This window comes from Candidatus Eremiobacteraceae bacterium (assembly GCA_035710745.1).
Taxonomy (GTDB): domain Bacteria; phylum Vulcanimicrobiota; class Vulcanimicrobiia; order Eremiobacterales; family Eremiobacteraceae; genus JANWLL01.
The window spans coordinates 40,950-62,902 of the sequence record DASTCX010000015.1 but is presented as its reverse complement, the minus strand read 5'-3'; the positions used below and the strand labels follow the sequence as shown (position 1 = coordinate 62,902).

Here is a 21,953-nt window from a genome sequence, read left to right as displayed (position 1 = left end):
CAGGCGCGCGAGACGATCATCTACAACTTCGCGAACTTCTACAACACCCAGCGACCGCACAAAGCGCTCAACGGGAAGGCACCCCTGCACAAGCTCGCGCAGGCTCGCAAAGTGTAGCGTAGCTGTGTAGACCCTACACTTTAGTTCGACCGGAGACGACCTTGCTAGTGAAAGTCCGCGGCGGTCGACCGTAAGGGTCGACCGCTCCCTTTCTTAGGGTGAGGCCGCGGCGGTCGAGATGAATCTCGACCGCTCCCTTTTCTTACGACTAGAGCGGGTTGGTCGGGGTCGGGACCTCGGGTCGATCGGTCGCGCGCAGCATGTTGTTCGAGATCGCATGGATCGCGGCTTGCGTGCGCGCGGTGATCTTGAGCTTGCGGAAGATGTGCGAGACGTGGTTCTTGATCGTCTTTTCGCTGAGCTTCAGCTGATTCGCGATCTGGCGATTCGTGAGCCCGAGCGCGATGAGGCGGATGACCTCGATCTCGCGCTCCGACAGTGCGGGATTCTTGCCGACCGTGCGTTCGGCGTCGACGCCCTTGAGCAGCGAGCCCGCGAGCCGCGGATCGACGGCGATCTCGCCGGCGACGACGGTGCGCGCCGCGCGGTAGAGCTCCTCGAGCGTGCATTCCTTCAACAGGAAGCCGCTCGCGCCGAGGCTCAGGCACTGACGCACGGTCGCAGGTACCGCGCGAAAGGCGATGATGCACGTCTTCGTGTTCGGCGCGATCGTCAGCAGCCGGCGAAGCAGCTCTCGATGATTGTCGGGCTGGAAGTCGAGATCGATGATAGCGAGATCGGGTTCGACCGGAAATGAGTGCTCGGGAATGGTCGGTACGCCGAACACGTCGATATCAGGAAAATGCTCTAACGCCGCGCACAGAGATGCGCGGAACACACCCTGCTGGACGATGACCGCGATTCTCATCGCTTTCGCCATGCCGCCCCACCATGCTGTCCGTCATGCGCCGGTCGTCAAATCCGACCGTGGTCGATCTCACCGGCTGTGAAGCCTCGACCCCTGCCCATCACCTTACCACGCTTCCGACCCGCGGGTCGATACGCCGCGGGACTTATTTCCCCGGCAGACTTTGGCCCCAAGTGGCCGGAATGGGGCCATTTCTACTGGGACTTATCGAGGCGTAACTTAGCGCTCGCTCCCTGGGACTATCCAACGGGCCCACTCAACGCTGTGCATAACGGGGAAAACGCGAACCGCCGCTCCATTAAGAGCGGCGGTGCGAGGGATCTTCGACGGATCGGGTTAGACGATGCCGTTCTTGATCGCGTGGATGGCAGCTTGCGTGCGTGCCGTCACGTTGAGCTTCGAGAAGATCCGGCTGATGTGGTTCTTGACCGTCTTCTCGCTCAAGAACAGCTTCTCCGAGATCTGCTTGTTCGAGAGGCCGAGGGCGATGAGCCGGATGACGTCCGTCTCGCGCTCGGAAAGTTCCGTCGGGTCGCTGCGATAGCGGCGCGTGCTCAAGCGACGCAGCATGTTGCCCGCCAGACGGGGATCGACATAGACGTCACCCGAGTGGATCATGAGCAATGCGCGGGTCAGATCCGACGGGCCGATGTCTTTGATGACGTAGCCCTCGACGCCGAAGATGAGGCTGCGCGCGAGCAGATCTTGCTGCGCGTGCATGGAAAGCAGGCAGATCTTGACGCTCGGATGCGCCTCGCGCAAGAACTTGACGGCGTCGACGGGATCGCCTTTGTGGAAGTCGACGTCGAAGAGCACGAGATCGGGTTTCGTGCCGGCGATGCGCGCGACGTCACCTTGCTCGATGCACTCGGGGATGACGTTGAAGCGCTCGTCCTTGGCGAGTAACTGGCACAGGGATTTGCGGAAAAGGGCCTGTTGCTCAATGACAGCTATGCGCACTCGTTCCATCCTGACTTACCGGTCCTCCGTGGGGGCCGCCCGAGACGCAAAGCGAAGAGCGAGCCCGAAATGTTCCCCACTCTACTGTGCCGAATCCGTCTTATGGGCCGGTGAACGCGAGGGAAGCGGGGCGTTAAGGTATTGGTCCCAATTGCCCCGGTCTTAGCGATGCCGGTCGGTCCAGTGCATGAGTTATACCATAGGTACCTCGCCCCACTAAACCCCGGGAATCAGGGAAAGTCCCATATAAATTTGAGTCCCCGTACCAGGACCTCTAGACCTCATAGGGCCGGTCTCCGAGGGGTATCGCCTCGAAGAGCCCATTCCAAGGACTTCATATGACGGTTGACGAGTGACGGGTAACGAGCTTGAACGCTGACCCGGAAGACAGCTTGAACACCGAACCGATCGAATCGGCGCTGCTCGGCCACGCGCAAAGCCGACAGATGCCCGGCATCATGATCCTCGACGACGGCGATGCGCTGATCCTCGCGAACGGACGCTCGTCGGAGATGCTCCGCGAAGTCGCGGCGCACGCCGACGACGACCTGGAGCCGAGACAGATCCCGCGCGTCCTCGCCGGCCTGCTGCCGCAACTGCGCGCGCGTCTTCGCGATCGCCACGATACGACCGCGGCCGCGCTGCTCACCGTCGATCTTTGCGTGCGGGCGTGCCACATCTCCGGTCCTCGCGGGCGCCATCTCTTGCTCGTCCTCGAACGCGTACAGCGACGCGATGCGGTCGCGGCGAACATCGAGAAGTTCGCGCTGTCGCCGCGCGAGTGCGACGTCGTCATGCTCGTCCTCTACGGCTATTCGAATCGGCGCATCGCGGACCAGCTCGTCCTCACCGAGTACACGATCGAAGACCACCTCAAGCGCGTGTTCGCGAAGATCGGCGTCAAGAGTAGGACGGCGCTCGCCGCGAAGATCCTCGGCTGGCGAGACAGCTGACTCCAAGGCTAGGACGCACTTAGGCTCTCGCCGAAATCCGCAAAGTGACGAACGCCACCGAAGAACGGACCGCGTTATACGGAACGCACGTCCGCCTAGGCGCCAAGATGTCCCCCTTCGGGGGCTTTCTTATGCCCATCCAATACAGCGGCATCATCGACGAACACCGAGCGGTGCGCACGGCCGTCGGCATGTTCGATCTCAGCCACATGGGGCAGTTCGTCTTGACCGGCGAGGGCGTTCCCGAATGGCTCGACACGCTCACCGTCAACGAAGTCGCGACGATGCGTCCGGGTCAGGCCCGCTACAACGTCTTCACGAACGATTCGGGCGGAGCGCTCGACGACACCATCATCTACCGCTTGCCTTCGCACTGGCTCGTCGTCGTCAACGCGTCGAACTCGGCGAAGATGTGGGCGTGGCTGAACGGCGGCGCCGGCAAGCCGAACGGCATCTCGATCGACGATCGAACCGCGCGCTCGGCGCTCATCGCGCTCCAAGGTCCGCGGAGCATCGAGCTGCTCCAGCCGTTGACGTCGGTCGATCTGAAGTCGATCAAGTACTACCACGCCGTCGACGGTGTCGTCGACGGAGTCAAGGCCGAGATCGCGCGGACGGGCTATACGGGCGAGGACGGCTTCGAGCTCTTCATCGCCGCGAGCGACGCCGAGCGGCTTTGGGATAAGCTGACGGCCGAAGGGCCGAGGGTCGGACTGCGCCCCGCCGGCCTCGGCGCGCGCGACGTGCTGCGGCTCGAGGCCGGGATGCCGCTATACGGCCACGAGCTCGATGAGACGATCACACCACTGCAAGCCGGTCTCGATTGGGCGGTCAAGCTCGACAAACCCGGCTTCGTCGGAAAGCAAGCGCTCGTCGATCAACGAAGCCGCGGCGGCTACGACCGGATCGCGGGCCTCATCATGGACGGGCGCGCGCCGGCTCGAGCGGGGTATCAAGTATTCGTAGGCGATATCGCCGCCGGCGAGATACGCAGCGGATCGCCCGCTCCGGCGCTCGGCGGCAAGAATATCGCGACTGCGCTCGTCAGCAGCGACGCCGCCGCGCCCGGCACGGAGATCGAGGTCGAGATCCGGGGTCAGCGGCACCCGGCGCACGTCGTCACATTGCCATTCTATAAGCGGTCGCGCTGAAGGCCGCGACGGGAGAACGATCTTTTTGGCACAGCCTACCGACAGGTTCTACACGAAAGAGCACGAGTGGGTGAAGATCGACGGCGCACGCGCCCTCATCGGCATCACCGAGCACGCCCAGAATGCGCTCGGCGATATCGTCTACGTCGAGCTTCCTAAGATCGGCGCGAGCCTCGAACAGGGTAAGCCGATCGGCGTCGTCGAGTCGGTGAAAGCGGTCTCCGACATCTTCGCACCGATATCAGGCACGGTCACCGAGGTGAATTCATCGGTCGTCGACGATCCGGCGAAGGTGAACGGCGATCCGTTCGGCGACGGCTGGCTCGTCAAGATCGACGTCGCCGACGCCGGCCAATCGAAGCAGTTGCTCGATGCGGCCGCGTACGACGTCGTCGTCCAGGCGGAGTCTCACTAACAGCCCGATGTACGCACCGCACACGGAACACGACGTCCGCGAGATGCTCGACGTCATCGGCGTCACGTCGCTCGACGCGCTTGCCGCGCCGCCGCGCGGACTTGCCATCGCGGGCGATCTCGACGTGCCGCCGGCGATGCCCGAGTCCGTCGCCTACCAGCATCTGCGCGAGCTCTCGCGCAAGAACCAGCCGGGCGACGTAGACGCCTCGTTCCTCGGTGCCGGCGCATACCGCCACTACCAGCCGCCCGCGGTGCCGTATCTCGCGACGCGCAGCGAATTCATCACTGCGTACACGCCGTACCAAGCCGAGGCGAGTCAGGGAAGTCTTCAGGCCATCTTCGAGTGGCAGACGTACGTCTGCTTGCTCACCGGGCTCGACGTCAGCAACGCGTCGGTGTACGATGGCTCGACCGCGCTCGTCGAAGGCGTCATCATGGCGTCGCAAGCGACCGGATCGAAACGCGTCGTCGTGAGCGCGGCGCTCCATCCCGGCTATCGCGCGGTGTTGAAGACGTATGCGGACGGCATGGGCATCGAGATCGTCGACGCACCGCTGCTCTCTAACGGCACGACAGATATCCCCGCGTCGATGGACGGCGCGGCCGCGTTCGTCGTGCAAAGCCCGAACTTCTACGGCTGCATCGAGGACGTCGCCGCATGCGCGAAAGCCGCGCACGCCGCCAAGGCGCTTTGCGTCGAGGTGATCGTCGAAGCGATGTCGCTTGGCGCGCTCAAGACCCCGGGGGAGTGCGGCGCTGACATCGCCGTCGGCGAGGCGCAGTCGTTCGGCTTGCCCGTCGGCTACGGCGGCCCGTACGTCGGCTTCGTCGCGACGACGAAAGAGCACGTTCGAAGATTGCCGGGCCGGCTCGTCGGCGAGACGCACGACGTCGACGGCCGCAAAGCATACGTCTTGACGCTGCAGGGGCGCGAGCAGCACATCCGGCGCGAACTCGCCTCTTCCAATATATGCACGAATCAAGCGCTCTGCGCGCTCTTCGCGACGATCTACCTCGCGACGGTCGGCGCGCACGGGCTGCGCTCGATCGCGGCGGCGAACATGGCTCGCGCTCGCGATCTTCGCAAGGCGCTGTTGTCGCTCGACGGGGTGACCGCGCGTTTCGACGCGCCGTTCTTCAACGAGTTCGCCGTCAGACTGCCGGTAGCGGCCAGTCGCGCCGTCGACGCGTTGAAGCCGCACGACATCGTCGCGGGGCTGCCGCTCTCGCGTCTCGGATCCGGCGACGAAAATGATCTGCTCGTCTGTGCGACGGAGACGACGTCGATAGAGGGGATCGCACGCTTCGCAGCGCGCCTCAAAGAAGTGATGGAACATGCCGTCGCTGCTGTTTGAACAAGGCGAGCCCGGGCGAGGCAGCTCGTTCGTCGACGACGCCGGCACGCCGGCGGACTATCTCGACGCGTCGCTGCTGCGCAAGGACTTGCCGCTTCCTGATCTCGCCGAGTTCGAAGTGACACGCCATTTCGTCGCGCTCTCGCACCGGAATTTCTCCGTCGACACGAACTTCTATCCGCTCGGTTCGTGCACGATGAAATACAATCCGAAGCTCAACGAAGCGGTCTCCGCCTTCTCCGGCTTCGCCGACCTCCATCCGCTCGTCGACGACGGTTGCGCGCAGGGCGCGCTCCAGATGATGTGGCGGCTCGAGCGCACGCTGTCGAGCCTCTTCGGCATGGAAGCGTTTTCGCTCATGCCCTGCGCCGGCGCGCATGGCGAGCTCACCGCGATGCTCATGGCGAAGAAGTATCATCGCGATCGCGGCGATCACAAACGCGCGACGTGCATCGTCCCCGACACCGCGCACGGCACGAACCCCGCGAGCGCGGCGATGGTCGGCTACAAGGTCGTCTCCGTTCCGTCGACGCCGCACGGCCGCACCGATCTCGCCGCGCTTCGCGCGGTGCTCGACGATACGGTCGCCGTGTGCATGATGACGAATCCGAACACGCTCGGCCTGTTCGAAGACGACATCGTCGAGATGACGAAAGCCGTCCACGACGCGGGCGGGCTCATGTACTACGACGGCGCGAACGCGAACGCGATCGTGGGGCTGTGCCGGCCCGGCGATATGGGATTCGACCTCATGCATCTCAACCTGCACAAGACGTTCTCGGTGCCGCACGGCGGCGGTGGTCCAGGCGCAGGGCCGGTCGGCGCGTCGGCGCGCCTTGCTCCGTATCTGCCGGTGCCGAGAGTCGTCAAGCGCGACAACGACGGCAAGGGCGCCGAGTTCGCGCTCGATTCAGCCGCGCCGAACTCGATCGGACCCGTGCGCGTCTTCGCATCGCACTTCATCGCGCTCGTCCGCGCGTACGCGTACATCGCGGTGCACGGGCTCGACGGCCTGCGCCGTAACAGCCAGCTCGCGGTCCTCAACGCCAACTACGTGCGCGAACGCGTCAAAGATCTGCTCACGCTGCCGTACGCCGATCGCTGTCGCCACGAATTCGTCTGTTCGGCCGAGGAGCTCAAGAAGTCGACCGGCGTGCGTGCCCTCGACATCGCGAAAGGTCTGCTCGACGCCGGCATCCACGCGCCGACGATGTACTGGCCGCACGTCGTGCCCGAGTGCCTGATGATCGAACCGACCGAGACCGAAACGAAGGAGACGCTCGACGAGTTCGTCGAGGTCTTGCGCGGCCTCGTCTCGCAAGCGCACGCTGACCCGGATTCGATGCGCGAACTGCCGCGCAACACGGCCGTGCGACGCGTCGATGAAGCGCAGGTCGGACGGCTTGCGAACAAGGGCATCGGATTGCGCTGGACGCCGGGTGGATAAGCCGCCTCGCCACGATGGCGGCTCGGCTCGCCGTCCGCGCCGGGTCAAGCACGAGCGGTCGGCGGGCGGTCTTGTCCTCAAGCGCCGTAACGGCGCATTCGAAGGACTCATCATCGGGCGGTCGAGCCCGCGCATCTGGTCGTTTCCGAAGGGTCACGTAGAGCCGACCGAGACGATCGAGACCGCCGCCGTCCGCGAGGTCCAAGAAGAGACCGCGATCGAGGCGGTCATCATCGAGAAGCTATCGGATATCCGATACTGGTTCTACAGCGACAAGATCAAGCACAGCAAAGTCGTCCATTTCTTCCTCATGCGCTATCTGCGCGGGATGCCGAAGCCGCAGGCGGGAGAGGTCGACGAAGTCGCGTGGGTGCCGCTCGAAGAGCTGCTCGACGTCCTCACGCATCTCAACGAACGCCGGCTCGCGACGATGGCGCAAGGAATCGTCACGGAGCGTGGTCCGGAAGGGTTGGGGTTCTCGTCCTGAACGCTTCGACCGATCGCGTGCTACGCTGCCGTCTCGCTTATATCGCCGCCGCTATCGCGGTCGCTTTCGGCGGTTGCGTGCGCCAAGCACCCGCACCCGTGCCGACGCCGACCGTTTCGCCGACGCCGCTCCACGTCTCAAGCCCGCTCAACGGTCTGTCCGTTCTCCCGCTGTCGACGATGCATCGCATCACGGCGGTCATGATCGACAACTACCCGCACAAGACTCGGCCGCAGAGCGGTCTGCGCGGTGCGGACATCGTCTACGAGGTCGAGGCGGAAGGCGGGATAACGCGCTACATGGCGCTCTTTTTGGAGAACGCGCCGCCGAAGATCGGGCCGGTGCGATCGACGCGGCTCTATTTCGTCGACTTGGCGCGGCCGTATCAGCCGTACCTCGCGCACGCCGGCGAGAACGATGACGTCTGGGAGCCGCTGCGCGAGCTGCGGGCGAGCGGTTTCGCCGACATGGAAGAGATATTGATCGCCGAGGAGGCGTTCTGGCGCGACGACAGCCGCGAGATGCCGCACAACCTCTACACCTCGATCGCGCGCATCCGCGAAGATGGTCCCAACCACGGCTGGCCCGACATGCCGTACGGCGAATCCGGCTTCACGTTTTCGGACGCGCCTCGCGTGCTGACAGCGCCGGGGATCACGGTCGACTTTTGGATGCACTATTCGGTGCGCTACGTCTTCAGCAAAGGCGCGTACGAGCGGACGATCGGCGGCGTGGTCCAGCACGACCTCGGCGATCCAACTCCGTATCGCATCTCCGACGTCATCGCCGTTTGGATTCCCGCGACCGTCCTCGACGATCAAGGCGATCTGAAGATGGACGTCTACGGCGAGTTCCCGGCAGTGCTCGTCCGCGACGGCGTCGTCAGCGAAGGCACGTGGGTGGCGGACGGCCCGACGGAATTTCCGCGCATCGTCGACGCCGATCGGCATGACATCCCGCTCGAGCCGGGGCAGATCTACATCGAGATCATTCCGCAGGGTGGGAGTGTGACCGTCGGGAAGAAGACGTGGCAATACTAACGTGAGGAGCCGACCAAGATAGCGCTCGATATTCAGGCGCCCCCCGAAACCGGCAAGCCTCCGTTGCTCGTCCAACTCGACGTCTTCGCCGGTCCCCTCGACCTTCTGCTCCAACTCGTCGTCTCCGCCGACCTCGACATCACGACCGTCAGCCTCGCGTCGGTCTGCGAGCAGTATTTGGGCTACATCGCGCTCATGGAAGCGCTCGACGTCGAGATCGCGAGCGAATACCTCGTCATCGCGGCGACGCTCGTCTTCATCAAATCGAAGAAACTGCTCCCGCCGCCTCCGCCGCCGTTCGTCGACGAGCTCGCTCAAGAGGCATTGGCGGCCGAAGAAGCCCTGCGGCAGCGGCTGCTCCAGTACAAGCAATTCAAGATAGCCGGCGCCGACCTGAAGGAGCGCTACGAAGAGAACGCTTCGTACTATCCGCGGCCGCCGGCGCCCGAAGAAGGCATCGTCCAGCGTTTCGTCCTCGATGCGAAGACGCTCGCCGAAGCGTTCGCGCGCGTGCTCGCGAACGCGGAAGCTCGACCGGCCGTCGTCAAGCGCGAAGCGTTCTCGGTCGTCGTCAAGATGAACTACGTGCTCCGGCAAGTGCGAGAGCAGCCGGAGATCACGTTCGGCGAGCTCATCGCGGGATGTGAGAAGCTCGAGATCGTCGTCACGTTCCTCGCGGTACTCGAGCTCATCCGCGCGCGCAAGATCGTCTATTCGCAGCGCAAGCTCTTCGACGACATATCGTTCGCGCCGGCGCCAAAGGGAGCGACAAGTGGCCTCGCCCACTCTGCGTAGCCGCGTCGAGTCGATCCTCTTCGTCGCGTCGGAACCGGTGAGCGAAAAAGACCTATGCGCCGTCACCGGCGCCGAAGCGCCCGAGATCCGCGACGCGATCGAGCAGTTGCGGAAGGCGCGCGCCGATAGCGGGCTCGCGTTGCGCGAAGTCGGCGGCGGCTTTAGGCTCACGAGCAATCCCGATTGCCGCGACGACATCGAGCGCTTCCTGTTGCCGCCGAAGACGCATATGTCGCCCGCGTCGATGGAGACGCTCGCGATCGTCGCGTACCTGCAGCCGGTGACGCGGGCGGAGATCGAGAGCATCCGCGGCGTCAACGTCGACGGCGTCATGATGACGCTCGAGCAGCGCCGATTCGTCAAAGAGCTCGGCCGCAAGGAGGTCGTCGGGCGGCCGATCATCTACGGCACGACCGAGTACTTCCTCGAAGCGTTCGGTCTGCGCTCGCTCGACGAGCTGCCGCCGCCTCCCGAAGGCGCGCCCAAACGTGTCGAGGGGCGCGTCATCGCCCTGCCGCTGGGCGAAGGACGGATGGCCGCGATGGATCAGATACACGAATCGGTCGAGGGTCACGAAGACGAGATCGCGGCGCACGGCGATGCGAAGCTGACGCACAGCGTCTCCGACGAGCTCGAGCGCACGATGCGCGAACCCGCCTAGCCAAGCGCTCACTTTGTAGCGGTCGAGCCTTAGCTCGACCGAAGATCGAGGACCCCTTTGACACTGCAGTACCGGTCCGACTTCGACACGCTCGCGGCCGAATACGAACGCTATCGGACGTCGTATTCCGATGCGCTGTTCGACGCGATCCTCGCGTACGCCGGACCTTTGCACGAGCGGCGCGCGCTCGATCTCGCCTGCGGCACGGGGCTTTCGACGCGCGGCCTTGTCGCTCGCGGCGTCGCGGTCACCGGCATCGACATCGCTCCGAACATGCTCGACGTCGCGAGACACGCCGGCTTGTCCGGCGCGACGTTCTACGAAGGCCGCGCCGAAGCGCTGCCGTTCTCTGACGCGTCCTTCGCGCTCGTGACGTGCGGGCAAGCATTCCATTGGTTTGACGGACCTCGGGTGCTCAGCGAAATCGCACGCGTGCTCGTGCCTGGCGGCGCCCACGCGCAATATTGGAAGCACTACGATGCCTCGGATCCGTTCGTGAAGGCGGCGGACGACCTCGAGCGGTCGTGGTCCGGTCAGGATCCGAACGTCGTTTGGACCGCTTCGTCGGCCAGTTTGCGCGAGTGGTGGAAAGGGTGCGGGCTCGTCGATCGAGAGCGGCGCGAGTCCGAGACCACGTTGCCGTTCACGATCGACTCGTTCGTCGGCTACGAGAGTTCGCGCGAAACGCTTCGCATCGCGCTCGGCGAGAGGCGGCCAGCGTATCTCGCGGCTTTGCGAAAGTTGCTCGAACACGGGGCACCGACCGGCGCGTTCTCCGTCAAAGGGAAAGAGTATCTATACCTCGGTCGCAGAAAGCGCCGCGCATGAGATTCGGCGTACACGTCGGCATCGGCAAGGGCTTCAAAGCGACCGTCGCCGAGGCGCTCGAGAAAGGTTGCGACACGATCCAGATCTTCGCCGGCAACCCGCGTGCGTTTCGGCGTACGCCGTACGACGCCGCCGCATGGGACGAGTTCAAAGCGCTTCGCAAGAAGCACGACATCAAACCGACCGTCATACACACGTCGTACCTGGTCAACCTCGTCACGTCGAAAAAAGAATTGCAGCGGTTGAGCACGATCCTCGTCGCTCACGACCTCGAGCTCGCGTCGCGCGCAGGCATCGAGTACGTCAACACGCACCTCGGCAGCTACGGTACCGAAGACCGCGAGGCCGGTTTCGAGCGCGTTGTCGCGACGCTCAAGACGCTCATCGCGAGCGCATCAGCCGGCCCGATGTTATTGTTGGAGAATTCGGCCGGTGCGGGTAACGCATGCGGCGGACGCATCGATGAGCTAGGCGAGATATTGCGCGCGGTCGGATCGCCGCGCGTCGGCGTGTGTCTCGACACAGCTCACTCGTGGGCGAGCGGCTACGACATCGCGTCGCAAAAAGGTGTCGATGCGTTCGTGCGCGAGGTGAAGAAACACATCGGCCTCAAGCGCGTTCGCGCATTGCATACGAACGACACGCGCGTCGAGCTCGGGGCGAAACGCGACCTTCACTGGCACATCGGCGAAGGGAATATCGGGCCCTCCGGTTTCAAGGCGATCCTCACGGCGCCCGGTTTCCAACACGTGGCGGCCATTTGTGAGACGCCCGAATCCTCACACGACAAGAAGAATGTCGCAGCGATTCGGCGCTTCGCGGGCAGCGGGACGGCCGCGCCGTCAAAGCGTGTTAAGGCGGAACTTTCCGGCGCGAAGGGCGGTAGGAAACGCCACTGACGCGAAGTCGCGCGTGAGAAACTGGAGCATGAAGCACCCGACACGTCTCTACATCAGATCGCAGGCCGCGTTCATCGCGCTGCCGTTTTTGATCGCGCCTGCCATCGCGTTGGCGCGCGCCGGCGGCGGTCAAAGCTACGGCGGCGGTGGTGGCGGAGGCGATTTTGGCGGCGATGGCGGTGACGGGCTGTGGGGCCTCGTGCCGCTGCTGTTCTTCACACACGGCAGCTGGGGCGGCCTCATCGCGCTATTCGTCGTGCTCTACGTGTTCCGACAGATGCGGCGCGGTGCGCGCGGCATGCGCGGCGGGTTCGGCGGCGGCACGACGCTCGTCGGCGATATCATGGAATCAGATCCACCGCAGCCAGGCTGGGCGCCGACCGAAGCGCCCGCGATCCCCTCGCGCCATTTCGACGAAGCAGATGCGAAAGACGGCATCGCTGCGATCAAGGCGAAAGATCCGAATTTCGACGAGCGCGCCTTTCTCGATCGCGCGCAGACGTCGTTCTTCAAGGTCCAGCAGGCATGGGCCGCCCGCAATCAGGACCTCGCGCGCGAGTGCATGAGCGATGCGCTGTACGAGCGCCACAAGATGCAGACGGATCAGCTGATCGCGAATCATCAAGTCGACGTCCTCGAGAACATCGTCATCGGCAACGCGCACATCATGAGCGCGAGTGCCGGCAACGCCTACGACTCGATCGTCGTCGCGTTCACCGCGAGCATGACGGACTACACGGTCGACGAGAACACGCGCCAAGTCGTCAGCGGCAACCAATTCCGCCAGACGTTCACCGAGTTCTGGACCTTCATCAGGAAAGCGGGCGTGCATTCGTCGGCCGGCGACACGACGCTTGCGACGACCTGTCAATCGTGCGGCGCGCCGCTCAAGTTGACGAATGGCCGCTGCGACTACTGCGGCGCGTTCGCCCATTCGACATCGTCGGATTGGGTCGTCGACACGATCGAGCAACCGTAGATGGCCCCGGATTTCGCGACGCCGCCCACCGACGACCGGCGGCGAGCCCCTCGTTTCAACATATCGATGCCGGTGACCGTGTACGACGCGGTCACCGGTCGCGCGTTCGCTGCGACCGTCGACAACATCAGCCTTGGCGGCGTGCTCTTATTGCTCGACGAGCGTCTAGCGGCGGGAAGCCGGTTGTTCATCGACTTGCCGATCGCCGCCGACATGTCGATGCGGATCGAAGCATCGCTTGTCCATTCGAGCGATCTCGGCGAATTCGGCGTCGTGTTCGTCTCGCTGACGGACGAAGAGCTCGATCGGCTGGGCGAATTCTTCGAAGCCCGCTCCAATAGGACGTAACGCTTTTAGAAGACGATGGAGCGGTCGACCGTTACGGTCGACCGTCGCGGCCTTGCCTCATTTCTCCAGGATCAACCGCTTCCCGCGGTAGTCGAGGAACACCGCGCGGAACGCTTGGAGGAGACCTCCGCCCAGCAAGCCATCCGACAGACCGGGCGCGAACGCGCCAGTGGATCTGAGGAGAACCATGGCCTGCACGTCGTTCACGGTGAACTGACCGAGACTTATCTGGACGACGAGGACAGACCGTGCCGCCACTTCTCCGCCGACGCCTGCCGACTCGTTCGGGTGGATGTCGAGCGAGTGCGTGAAATCCTTCGGGTGCGAATTCGCAAAGGTGTCGTAGAGCACGAGGCCTTGATCGGTGCCCGTATCGACGGTGAAGGTCGCGCTGTCGTTGCCGCTCATCGCCGCCGTCACGGTCGGCACCCGACGAGTGAGGTCGATGCTCATGACTGCGCCCGTGCCGCTGTACGTGAACGCGGACGGTTGGATGAGCTGGAGTTCGCGCGGATAGTACGCGATCCGAGCGACGACATGCTCGAGGAAATCGTAGCCGAGGACGCCGTCGATGCCGTCGCGCTTGAGCGGCTGCGGAAGGTCGAGCGGCACGGCTTCTAAGATGAATGGATCGAATTCAATACCGCCGACGTCAAGCGTATCGGCACGCGCGTACGTGCCGGTGATGAGGTTCGCGCCTTCTATCTGTGCGACGCCGGCTGTCGGCAGGCCGAGTCGCTTTGCCACATCGGCGTCGATGACCGACGTCGAGCTTCCCGAGTCGATAAGCATGTGGACGGTCTTGCCGTCGATCGACACGGGGATAAGGATGAACGGCGGAAGTCGATCGTCGAACGTGAGCGAGACGTCGGTCGACCCCTTTGGGAACGCAGGTTCGCGCGAAGCAGGCGGCGCGAACAGACGCGCGACGTCGACGCCGAAGGTGACGCTGTCGATCGTGCGCGTCGTCGTCTGATCGCCCGACGTATCATCGATCTGCGTCGGCACCTCGAACCCGTTGAAGCGCTTGTGCGTCCGGTAGCGGATCGTCGAGTTGGACGTATCGGCGCCGTCGACTAGATACGTCTTCGCGTCGATGTAGAGCGTCATCGGATTGTCTGGATCGGCGATCTTCAACGCGTAGACTTGACGATCGTCGAGCGCCGACGGACCGCTGACGGTCGCGTGCTTATCGGAGAAATCGTAGGCATCGAGACGCGCGATTTCGTAGCCGAGCGAGAAGCTATGGTTCGACGGCTGCGACTCGACCGCGCCCGACTCATCTTGCGTCCAATCGACAGTGCCATCGGAGCCGACGAGCGTCGAGCCGAGAGCGGTCTGCCAGGAGCCGCGATAGCGGCCGGTTGAATCCGCGTTGACCGTGAACGGCTGGACGACATCGCCGCGCGTGATCGATCCCGTCCAACGCGCGGTCGACGCCGGCATTGGCCCCATCGCCTGGCGATGGAGTTTCGCGAGTTCGGCGATCGTCGGCGTGGGTGACGCCGTGTTCGCGAGAAGCGCCGCGACGAGGGCGATGAGCATGAGCGACGAGTTCGATGGAGAGCGTTCGGACGCTCTATGAAAAGGTACGTCATGTTGGCGCCGACGTGGCTCGTCGGCAAGAAGACGCGCCTGCGCGCGCTCGAGGCCGAGGATGTGCCGTTCTTCAAGCGGTGCCGGCTCGCGATCGATCCGCAAGCGTGGGGGTTCGTCATCCAGGCGCTCGACGGGGTCGACCTCGGCGTTCTCGGCGTGCTCGTCGACGGGCCGCATGCGGCGGTCGCGATCGGCTTCGTCGATGACGTCCGCTACGCTGACGGGTCTGCCGCCGACGCGCTTCGCGTGATCTGCCGCGGGTTGCCCCACGCCATGCCGGTCCAGCGGATCGAGGCGCTCGTCGACGCGGCAGCATCGAGTTCGATAAGCGCGCATCGCAAAGCGGGATTCCAGCAAGAAGGCGTGCTCCGCGAAGTGCTTCTCGAGAGCAATGCGTATCGCGATGCCGTCATCATGAGCGTGCTCGTCGGTGGCTAGAGTGACACTGACGGGGGGCCCGGACGGCGTCCGCCTCGAGCACCCGGGATCCAAGCATGCCGCGGCCCTGCAAGACGGGTTCAATTCAGGCGCGGCGGCGCCGTCGACGCGCTGGCATCTTCCACGTCCGATGTCGGCGATAAATCCTAAAGGGATGCGTCGCTACGCGATCATGCGAGGAGAGCGGGTCATCGGCACGTGCCGGCTATGGAAGCCGCAGTACGCCGGACTCGAACTCGCGATCGCGATTTTTGATCCCGAAGAGCGCGGACGCGGAGCGGGTACTTTTGCCGTCGAGAAGATGTGCGAGGTCGCGTTCGTCACGCTGGGAACGCACCGTGTCGAGCTCGGCGCCTATCCGGACAACGCGGCCGCGATTCATGTCTATGAGAAGTGCGGTTTCACACGCGAGGCTCTGCTGCGACGCTATATCCATCACGAAGGCTCGTGGCGCGACCTTGTATGGATGGCGATCCTGAAGCGCGATTGGATTGCCAAACGTGGCGGGAGAAGATAGGAATCGAACCTACCAGTCCCCTTGCGAAGACCAACTGGTTTTGAAGACCAGCAGGAGCACCAGCCCCAGACTTCTCCCGTAAACGCGGAACGCGCCATTTGACGGGGCTTTCCGCGAATCCCGTGAGTCGACGAAAAGGCTGGGAAATGGCGACTTGCTAATGGATTGCTAATGCTATTGGCGATACCAAGCGGCACAAGAACCAAATCGACATGGCTGCCGACCATTTGGGCGCTCCTGATCGCCGTCTTCGCTGCGGGGTGTGGGCACCAGAGCGCAAGCGCGTCAAACACTCCATCACCCAGCCCAGAGCCTTCTCCGTCGACATGCTGGATCTATGACGAGATGTTTCCGGCGACAAACGAGGCGTTCGACGCACAGCACGTCTCCCCGGAGAGCCGCCGTGAGATCGAGCTCTTCGCGTCGCCAAGTACGCCAGCGCGGCTGCGCCTCGCGAAGACGTATTCTCGCTTCGCCTCGTTGCCGTCAGCTGCTCAGGTCCCCGACGTTCGATGGATGCGCGAGGGGTGGGCTCGCCGGCTTACCATCTTTATCGAAGGCCCAAAGGACGCGTATTGGCCGGTCCTCAACACGAATGCGGTTGTCGACTCGGAAGACTGCGAGGTAGTCCCTGTTCCTGGTGGGTAACAGCGAAGGGAAGCGAGGTACTCCCAATCGGTTTCGCGCTGGGTATTCGTGCCTTCCCCCGCAGTAGCGCGAAAAGGCCGAGAATCGGCGTTCTGCTAATGGATTGCTAATGCACTCAGCGATACTAGACGGCATTAGACAGCAGTGGCCGGCAGCGCAATCGCTCGAAGGCGCTTGCGCGTTTGAGGCGGGAACGTCTGGGCCCGAATAGCTTCTTCCGTGAGGGCAGCCTCACTCTAGCGACCATACACAGTGGAGATGACATCAAAATGCGACCCATCCGCTTCGGCCTTGAAGGTATCCGAAAAACCCGCAAGCGGACCCGGACCGAAGGTGACTTCGTCGCCGACGAAAGAGCCGTAACGTCATGAAATACCGACGCGGCGACAAGGTCTATATCACGAAGCTCCGGCTCGAGGGCACAGTAATCGAACAGAAGATAAGGACGGTGGTCGTGCGCTACCTGCACGAGGGCGATCTCAGGGATCACAATTTCGACCCCGAGGACGTCGAACGGATCCCGACCACGAAAGAGCGGCTACTCGAGGATCATTAGCGGAGAGGTTGTCCGTCTTATCGGCGCTGACGTTGTGCTGGATCGGCACCAGCCCCAGACTTCTCTCGTAACGACGGAACGCGCCATTTGACGGGCTTTGCGCCATTGCGGAGTTTGGCGGACTGCCGTGCTGAATCCAATATGCCCGCGAGTGCCGGAACAAACCTCAACGATACTCGACATCTCCGAGCTGCGCACAACGTTTGTCTTCAGATGGGCCTACCGGCATCACGAGCTCGCCCGCCGGTACCGATTCGCATCGCATGTAGCGATCAAAACCGGGGGCGTTGAATTCGAACAACAAGAAGACTGGCGTCTTGCCGACGTTATTCACCGACACCCACGTATTTCTCGGAATGAAAACCAGCGCTCCGGCACCCGCATTGCCTTGAAGGCTGCCTACCCGCACGTGTGCGGTGCCCGATCTGATGTACAACACCTCGTCTTCGTGGAGATGCCGGTGCAGCCGTATTGCTCCGCCGACCGGCATGCTCGAGGTTCCGACCCAAAGACCGGGCGAGCCTCCGTTCTTCTCGTCGATCTTAATAGTGAATGAGCTGAGCGTTCGCTTTACCGGCATGCCGGTCAATGGTCGCCAATGACGGACCTCGCCTGCCGCTTCAGCGATGATGAGGGGACGCTCCGAAGTGGTCGCCTCCGCGGCACCCGCTTGCGCGGCGAAACCCCCTCGATAGTCGGTGGAGCCGTGAGAGCATCCGACGAGCTGCGAGATCACGAGAACCGCAAACCAAGTCCGATCGAGGTTCCTCATGCCGCCTATCCTCCATCGTAGCATTTAGCCTAGTCTGCTCCGACGCGAACGAGAGCGCGCCAATTGACGGAATCACGCACAAATTTGAAGACTAGCAGCTGTCGGCCGCGGGCTTCTCCTGTAACGGGTCCCAGCCTTATGCCATAAAGCTTTGCGCGTCCTGCAATGATACGGTGCGCAAGTTTTTTGGCCGCATTCTGCCCACATTGTTCGGGAATGTACAAGACGGGGCGGCGTGGGCTAAAGTCACCATACGACTGGTCCTTATTGGCGACGCTGAGATCCAGACGCATGCCGCAGTCGGCGCATCTTGGTCGGAAGATCGGGCGGTCGAAGAAGCGATGCGGATTTAGCGGACGCTCATTCCTCCGGCACCCCTTCAGCATCTGAGGAGTCGGTCGGCTTCTCGACAAGCCCCAAACGGGCGGCACACTCGAGGCATATCAGCTCACCCTCGATGCGGACGGATGGGCGCCGCTCCCCACAAACCCCGCAGCGTTGTTTCGATGGTCCCGCGCTCATGCTGGCTCCCGCGCCGACAGGCCCGTAAACCAACGGGCTCAAGGAGGAGTATATGCTCGAGCGTGTGACAACAGGCGAACAAACGCCACCAAAGCGACGCTGAAAGTCTAAACAGAGGCTCCGATGGCGATCTCGAAGCTATTGCTCGCGATCTTGGGTATTTTCGCAGTCGCCTTCATCGCGATTTGGGTGGCGGCGGCCCGTAATCGAAAGCCTGGTTTCCCAAGCGCGAAAGAACTCGCGATCGGATTCGTGACGAACTTCTTCGATGCGCTGGGTATCGGGTCGTTCGCCACGACCACGTCCCTGTTCAAGTTGTGGCATGTCGTTCCGGATGAGAACATCCCCGGCACGCTCAACGTCGGCCTTACCATACCGGGCGTTATCGAAGCGTTCATCTTCATCTCGATCGTCAACGTGGATCCCACGACGCTCGTGCTCTTGATCGCCGCTGCGGTCGCCGGCGCGTGGCTCGGCTCCGGCGTCGTCGCACACTGGCCACGTCGAAATATCCAAGTCGGAATGGGTACAGCCTTGCTCGTGGCGGCCACCTTATTCACTCTGAGCAACTTAAAGCTATTCCCCGGCGGTGGCACCGCGCTCGGGTTGGATGGCGTCCGACTGTGGAGTGCGGTGGGCGCGAATTTCTGCCTGGGTGCGCTCATGACGCTCGGCATCGGGTTATTCGCGCCGTGCATGATCGTCGTGAGCCTGCTCGGGATGAACCCGATCGCCGCGTTCCCGATCATGATGTCATCAACGGCATTCCTCATGCCGGTCGCGAGCACGCGCTTCATCAAGTTCGATCGCTATGCGCTGCGCGCATCGCTAGGTTTGGCGCTCGCCGGCGTTCCCGCGGTGCTCATCGCGGCGTTTCTCGTGAAATCCTTGCCCTTGACGACGCTGCGATGGCTCGTGGTGATCGTCGTGACATACACGGCTGTTGCGATGCTGCGCTCAGCGAAAATCGTGACCGGTGGGACCAAGGTCATCGGGCATTCAACGACTTAACCAGTGTAAATCGTGAGGACCTGGCTGACCGTCGTGTTGGTCGCCGTGATCGGCATCGGTCTCTATGTCGCGCTTGTCGGCGAGTTCGACCGCAGGTGGAAGGTCCACCAGCTCATAGGGCTCTCGATCATGGTGCCCGCTTTTTGCCTCTGGGCACTCGCGCGGCTCCAGGCCGGCATGTCGTTCAGCGGCAAAGCGCGAGCGACGGCTCTCGTCACGACCGGCCTCTATTCGAAGATCCGTAACCCGATCTACGTGTTCGGTGGTTCTAAGGGCGCATCATCGGCCCACCGCGGCTCTTCGAGCGCGCGACGAACAAGATGATGATGCCGACGACGACCGCCGGCGCGATCGCGATCCACATCGCATTGACCAATAGATAGAGCAGCCCCATGAACCAAAGGGCGAAGATGATACCCATTATGGCGGCCGTGCGGTCCGCGGGCTCTAAATGCATGAAACGTCGTTCGAGAGGAATCGCGCTGAGACCCGCGAGGCCGCGCGCACTGAAACAGGACTGAAGCGCATCGCACGTCGCTTCACAGGCGTTTCAGTGCTAAGCCGTATTGTGGTCACGTTGCCGTTCATCAAGGAGACAAACGTGACCAACATGCCCAAATTCGCTCCGCTGACTTCAACCCTGACCGCGATCGCTGTCGCAGCCGCGCTTCTCGCCGGATGCGGTGGTGGTGGCAGCGGATCGTCGGCCCTCTATGGGGGACCCGTCAATAATCCGAACCCGAGTCCGAGCCCTCAAAGCGTGCCCCTTTCGACGATGACGCTCAAGGGCGCTCCGGGTCTCGTCAATAACGCGAACTTCACCGTCTACGTCTTCGACCTCGACCTCCAATCGCCGGGCCAGTCTTCATGCAACGGCCAATGCTCGCAGAACTGGCCGCCGCTCATCGCACCGTCGGGCAACCTGCCGTCTCCGTACTCCGCGATCGCCCGCCAAGACGGTCGCAGCCAGCTCGCCTACAAAGGACGTCCGCTTTACACGTTCACGGGAGATGGTGCTCCCGGCCAGACGAACGGCGACAACCTAGACGCATTCGGAGGTATCTGGCACATCGCTCGTCCGTAAGAACGAAGATCGAAAATGAACGGCGGGATTCCGAGCCCGCCGTTTCTCTTTTCTTGGAGGTCTGCTAGGGCGTGGGTCAGCGACTGAGCGCCGTCGAAACGAAATCGCTACAACATGCTGGCCAGAGGACGGCGCGCCTTAGGACGCGGTGAATTCTTAGGCTTCATCGGCACGGGCGTGCTTTGCATGACCTATCCTGCCGTCACCGCGTGCTCGCCGGGAGCACCAGGCGGTCGAGTCGTCCGCCCCGGTGACCTTGACTACGATGCCGCACGCGCCGATAAAAACGCGAGGCTCGCTTTTACGCCCGATGTGATCGCCTATTGCGACACGCGCGACGACGTCGTCCAAAGCATTCGGTGGGCGACCGATCACGACAAAGCGGTGGCCATCCGCAGCGGAGGCCATGACTACGAGGGCTACTCGCTCAACGACCACGGTTTCGTCATCGATCTAAGCGGCCACGACGGCGTCACGCTGCACGCCGACGGGAGGCGAGCGACCGTCGGTGCCGGTGCGCAGCTCGGCGATCTGTACCGCGTGCTCGCGAAATCGAATCGGACGCTGCCCGCGGGCACGTGCCCAACCGTCGGCATCGCCGGGCTAGTCACCGGGGGCGGTTACGGTATGCTCGTCCGGCGATTCGGCCTCACGTGCGACTGGCTGCGACGCGTCACGCTCGTCGACAAAGACGGAGTCGTGCGCGACTCCGCATCGGACCGCAGCGGCGCCGACATCCTCTGGGCCGCTCGCGGTGCCGGCGGCGGCAGCTTCGGCGTCATCACCGATTTCGAATTCGAGACGATCGCGGCTCCGCCTGATGTCGGGTACTTCTCCGTTCGTTGGAAATGGGAAGCGTCGACCGTCGAGGCACTGCTCGGGCGTTGGATGGAGTGGACGAACGACGATCGCCGCGCCCTTACGAGCGCCTTGACGCTGCAAACGGGTGCCGGGCGCAGCGTCCACCTCACCGGGCAGTTCCTCGGCGACGAGCGAGAGCTCGCAGAAATGGTCGCCGCCTTCACGAAGGAGACGAAGCCGACGCAACTCGTCGTGACGTCGATGCCCTTCATGGACGCGGTGAACGCATTCGCCGGCTCGGCGTCACCGCGCCAATCGTGGAAGAACAAGTCGAGCTTCGGCGCCGATCCGCTGACGGCGACCGCGATTACGACCGCCGTCGGCATCCTCGAGGCGGCACCGCGATCGGCGACCTGCGTGCTCTCGTTCGACAGCTTCGGCGGCGCAGCCAACGACGTCGGACCGGATAAGACGAGCTTCCCGCATCGAGACATGAGCTACTTGCTCCAATATCAGACGTACTGGGATCGACAGGATGCGTCGCGTGACGCATACGCGTGGGTGCGCAGCGCTTTCGATGCCATCGATCCGCATACCGCGCAGCGGAGCTATCGGAACTATGCCGACCTAGACTTGAAAGACTGGCAGCGCCGCTATTTCGCAGGCAACTATGCGAGATTGCAGCAGATCAAGAAAATGCTCGACCCGCACGACGTCTTCCGATTTCCGCAAAGCATCGAGCTGCCGGCGACGTAGG

Annotated in this window: 24 protein-coding genes and 1 tRNA gene; 19 read left to right on the top strand and 6 right to left on the bottom strand. The window is 63.2% G+C overall.

All coding sequences use genetic code 11. The annotated features are described in order from the left end of the window. Positions 1-268: 268 nt before the first annotated feature. Entirely contained in the window at positions 269-928 is a 660-nt protein-coding gene (locus VFO25_05730) for a response regulator transcription factor (GenBank protein HET9342392.1), read from the bottom strand. Between the two features lie 336 nt (positions 929-1,264). Beyond that, positions 1,265-1,897, bottom strand: a complete 633-nt coding sequence (locus tag VFO25_05725; GenBank protein ID HET9342391.1) for a response regulator transcription factor — start codon at positions 1,895-1,897, stop codon at positions 1,265-1,267. A gap of 359 nt (positions 1,898-2,256) precedes the next feature. Between VFO25_05725 and VFO25_05720 the strand changes: the two genes are divergently transcribed. The 13 genes from VFO25_05720 (at position 2,257) to VFO25_05660 (ending at position 13,248) form a co-directional block, all read left to right on the top strand. After that, positions 2,257-2,841 (top strand): LuxR C-terminal-related transcriptional regulator, encoded by a 585-nt coding sequence (locus VFO25_05720; GenBank protein HET9342390.1) that lies wholly within the window; start codon positions 2,257-2,259, stop codon positions 2,839-2,841. A 44-nt stretch (positions 2,842-2,885) separates the two neighbouring features. Further along, a complete protein-coding gene (gcvT, locus tag VFO25_05715; GenBank protein ID HET9342389.1) occupies positions 2,886-3,992 on the top strand; it encodes a glycine cleavage system aminomethyltransferase GcvT in 1,107 nt (368 codons plus the stop codon). A 25-nt stretch (positions 3,993-4,017) separates the two neighbouring features. Beyond that, positions 4,018-4,407, top strand: a complete 390-nt coding sequence (gene gcvH / locus VFO25_05710) for a glycine cleavage system protein GcvH (GenBank protein HET9342388.1) — start codon at positions 4,018-4,020, stop codon at positions 4,405-4,407. A 7-nt stretch (positions 4,408-4,414) separates the two neighbouring features. After that, entirely contained in the window at positions 4,415-5,764 is a 1,350-nt protein-coding gene (gene gcvPA, locus VFO25_05705; GenBank protein HET9342387.1) for an aminomethyl-transferring glycine dehydrogenase subunit GcvPA, read from the top strand. Continuing rightward, complete coding sequence (gcvPB, locus tag VFO25_05700) at positions 5,745-7,211, top strand: aminomethyl-transferring glycine dehydrogenase subunit GcvPB (protein HET9342386.1); 1,467 nt, start codon at positions 5,745-5,747, stop codon at positions 7,209-7,211. The genes gcvPA and gcvPB overlap by 20 nt, the downstream gene beginning before the upstream one ends. Then, complete coding sequence (locus VFO25_05695; protein ID HET9342385.1) at positions 7,204-7,698, top strand: NUDIX hydrolase; 495 nt, start codon at positions 7,204-7,206, stop codon at positions 7,696-7,698. Before gcvPB ends, VFO25_05695 begins: the two co-directional genes overlap by 8 nt. 17 nt (positions 7,699-7,715) lie before the next feature. Beyond that, positions 7,716-8,738, top strand: coding sequence for a DUF3048 domain-containing protein (locus VFO25_05690; GenBank protein ID HET9342384.1), 1,023 nt, complete (start codon positions 7,716-7,718; stop codon positions 8,736-8,738). Positions 8,739-8,801: 63 nt separating this feature from the next. Further along, the gene (locus VFO25_05685) at positions 8,802-9,533 is read left to right on the top strand and encodes a segregation/condensation protein A (GenBank protein HET9342383.1); all 732 of its coding nucleotides are present in this window, start codon (positions 8,802-8,804) and stop codon (positions 9,531-9,533) included. Beyond that, on the top strand, positions 9,511-10,194 hold the full coding sequence (scpB, locus tag VFO25_05680) for an SMC-Scp complex subunit ScpB (protein ID HET9342382.1): 684 nt from the start codon (positions 9,511-9,513) through the stop codon (positions 10,192-10,194). Before VFO25_05685 ends, scpB begins: the two co-directional genes overlap by 23 nt. A gap of 57 nt (positions 10,195-10,251) precedes the next feature. Continuing rightward, the gene (locus VFO25_05675; GenBank protein HET9342381.1) at positions 10,252-11,022 is read left to right on the top strand and encodes a class I SAM-dependent methyltransferase; all 771 of its coding nucleotides are present in this window, start codon (positions 10,252-10,254) and stop codon (positions 11,020-11,022) included. Further along, the gene (locus tag VFO25_05670; protein ID HET9342380.1) at positions 11,019-11,921 is read left to right on the top strand and encodes a deoxyribonuclease IV; all 903 of its coding nucleotides are present in this window, start codon (positions 11,019-11,021) and stop codon (positions 11,919-11,921) included. Before VFO25_05675 ends, VFO25_05670 begins: the two co-directional genes overlap by 4 nt. A gap of 28 nt (positions 11,922-11,949) precedes the next feature. Beyond that, positions 11,950-12,900 (top strand): Tim44-like domain-containing protein, encoded by a 951-nt coding sequence (locus VFO25_05665; GenBank protein ID HET9342379.1) that lies wholly within the window; start codon positions 11,950-11,952, stop codon positions 12,898-12,900. Continuing rightward, positions 12,901-13,248, top strand: coding sequence for a PilZ domain-containing protein (locus tag VFO25_05660; GenBank protein HET9342378.1), 348 nt, complete (start codon positions 12,901-12,903; stop codon positions 13,246-13,248). 57 nt (positions 13,249-13,305) lie between these two features. Here VFO25_05660 and VFO25_05655 read toward each other — a convergent pair whose 3' ends face one another. Then, positions 13,306-14,793: a retropepsin-like aspartic protease gene (locus VFO25_05655; GenBank protein ID HET9342377.1), complete on the bottom strand. Its 1,488-nt coding sequence runs from the start codon at positions 14,791-14,793 to the stop codon at positions 13,306-13,308. Between the two features lie 36 nt (positions 14,794-14,829). Between VFO25_05655 and VFO25_05650 the strand changes: the two genes are divergently transcribed. Together VFO25_05650 and VFO25_05645 are read left to right on the top strand one after the other, a co-directional pair. Continuing rightward, positions 14,830-15,285 carry a GNAT family protein gene (locus VFO25_05650; protein HET9342376.1) on the top strand — a complete coding sequence of 152 codons (456 nt, stop codon included), beginning with the start codon at positions 14,830-14,832 and terminating at the stop codon, positions 15,283-15,285. Further along, complete coding sequence (locus VFO25_05645; protein ID HET9342375.1) at positions 15,278-15,802, top strand: GNAT family protein; 525 nt, start codon at positions 15,278-15,280, stop codon at positions 15,800-15,802. The genes VFO25_05650 and VFO25_05645 overlap by 8 nt, the downstream gene beginning before the upstream one ends. Here VFO25_05645 and VFO25_05640 read toward each other — a convergent pair. After that, positions 15,787-15,880, bottom strand: a tRNA-Sec gene (locus VFO25_05640). The two genes, VFO25_05645 and VFO25_05640, sit on opposite strands and share 16 nt — an antisense overlap. 937 nt (positions 15,881-16,817) lie before the next feature. Between VFO25_05640 and VFO25_05635 the strand changes: the two genes are divergently transcribed. Continuing rightward, positions 16,818-17,006, top strand: coding sequence for a hypothetical protein (locus tag VFO25_05635; protein ID HET9342374.1), 189 nt, complete (start codon positions 16,818-16,820; stop codon positions 17,004-17,006). A gap of 166 nt (positions 17,007-17,172) precedes the next feature. On the opposite strand, the gene VFO25_05630 is transcribed toward VFO25_05635, so the two are convergent. Continuing rightward, the gene (locus VFO25_05630; GenBank protein HET9342373.1) at positions 17,173-17,778 is read right to left on the bottom strand and encodes a cupin domain-containing protein; all 606 of its coding nucleotides are present in this window, start codon (positions 17,776-17,778) and stop codon (positions 17,173-17,175) included. A gap of 645 nt (positions 17,779-18,423) precedes the next feature. Here VFO25_05630 and VFO25_05625 point away from each other — a divergent pair. Next, a complete protein-coding gene (locus VFO25_05625; GenBank protein ID HET9342372.1) occupies positions 18,424-19,311 on the top strand; it encodes a sulfite exporter TauE/SafE family protein in 888 nt (295 codons plus the stop codon). Positions 19,312-19,579: 268 nt separating this feature from the next. Here VFO25_05625 and VFO25_05620 read toward each other — a convergent pair whose 3' ends face one another. Beyond that, a complete protein-coding gene (locus VFO25_05620) occupies positions 19,580-19,768 on the bottom strand; it encodes a hypothetical protein (GenBank protein HET9342371.1) in 189 nt (62 codons plus the stop codon). 153 nt (positions 19,769-19,921) lie between these two features. On the opposite strand from VFO25_05620, the gene VFO25_05615 reads away from it, so the two are divergent. After that, positions 19,922-20,395 (top strand): hypothetical protein, encoded by a 474-nt coding sequence (locus VFO25_05615; GenBank protein HET9342370.1) that lies wholly within the window; start codon positions 19,922-19,924, stop codon positions 20,393-20,395. A gap of 114 nt (positions 20,396-20,509) precedes the next feature. Further along, on the top strand, positions 20,510-21,952 hold the full coding sequence (locus tag VFO25_05610) for an FAD-binding oxidoreductase (protein HET9342369.1): 1,443 nt from the start codon (positions 20,510-20,512) through the stop codon (positions 21,950-21,952). Position 21,953: the final 1 nt, after the last annotated feature.

What these genes read in the sequence shown, in the direction of transcription:
- VFO25_05730 (HET9342392.1), bottom strand. Translation starts at nt 928, where the DNA reads ATGAGAATCGCGGTCATCGTCCAGCAGGGTGTGTTCCGCGCATCTCTG.
- VFO25_05725 (HET9342391.1), bottom strand. Translation starts at nt 1,897, where the DNA reads ATGGAACGAGTGCGCATAGCTGTCATTGAGCAACAGGCCCTTTTCCGC.
- gcvPA (HET9342387.1), top strand. Translation starts at nt 4,415, where the DNA reads ATGTACGCACCGCACACGGAACACGACGTCCGCGAGATGCTCGACGTC.
- gcvPB (HET9342386.1), top strand. Translation starts at nt 5,745, where the DNA reads ATGCCGTCGCTGCTGTTTGAACAAGGCGAGCCCGGGCGAGGCAGCTCG.
- VFO25_05670 (HET9342380.1), top strand. Translation starts at nt 11,019, where the DNA reads ATGAGATTCGGCGTACACGTCGGCATCGGCAAGGGCTTCAAAGCGACC.
- VFO25_05665 (HET9342379.1), top strand. Translation starts at nt 11,950, where the DNA reads ATGAAGCACCCGACACGTCTCTACATCAGATCGCAGGCCGCGTTCATC.
- VFO25_05660 (HET9342378.1), top strand. Translation starts at nt 12,901, where the DNA reads ATGGCCCCGGATTTCGCGACGCCGCCCACCGACGACCGGCGGCGAGCC.
- VFO25_05655 (HET9342377.1), bottom strand. Translation starts at nt 14,793, where the DNA reads ATGCTCATCGCCCTCGTCGCGGCGCTTCTCGCGAACACGGCGTCACCC.
- VFO25_05650 (HET9342376.1), top strand. Translation starts at nt 14,830, where the DNA reads ATGAAAAGGTACGTCATGTTGGCGCCGACGTGGCTCGTCGGCAAGAAG.
- VFO25_05635 (HET9342374.1), top strand. Translation starts at nt 16,818, where the DNA reads ATGAAATACCGACGCGGCGACAAGGTCTATATCACGAAGCTCCGGCTC.
- VFO25_05630 (HET9342373.1), bottom strand. Translation starts at nt 17,778, where the DNA reads ATGAGGAACCTCGATCGGACTTGGTTTGCGGTTCTCGTGATCTCGCAG.
- VFO25_05625 (HET9342372.1), top strand. Translation starts at nt 18,424, where the DNA reads ATGGCGATCTCGAAGCTATTGCTCGCGATCTTGGGTATTTTCGCAGTC.
- VFO25_05620 (HET9342371.1), bottom strand. Translation starts at nt 19,768, where the DNA reads ATGCATTTAGAGCCCGCGGACCGCACGGCCGCCATAATGGGTATCATC.
- VFO25_05615 (HET9342370.1), top strand. Translation starts at nt 19,922, where the DNA reads ATGCCCAAATTCGCTCCGCTGACTTCAACCCTGACCGCGATCGCTGTC.
- VFO25_05610 (HET9342369.1), top strand. Translation starts at nt 20,510, where the DNA reads ATGCTGGCCAGAGGACGGCGCGCCTTAGGACGCGGTGAATTCTTAGGC.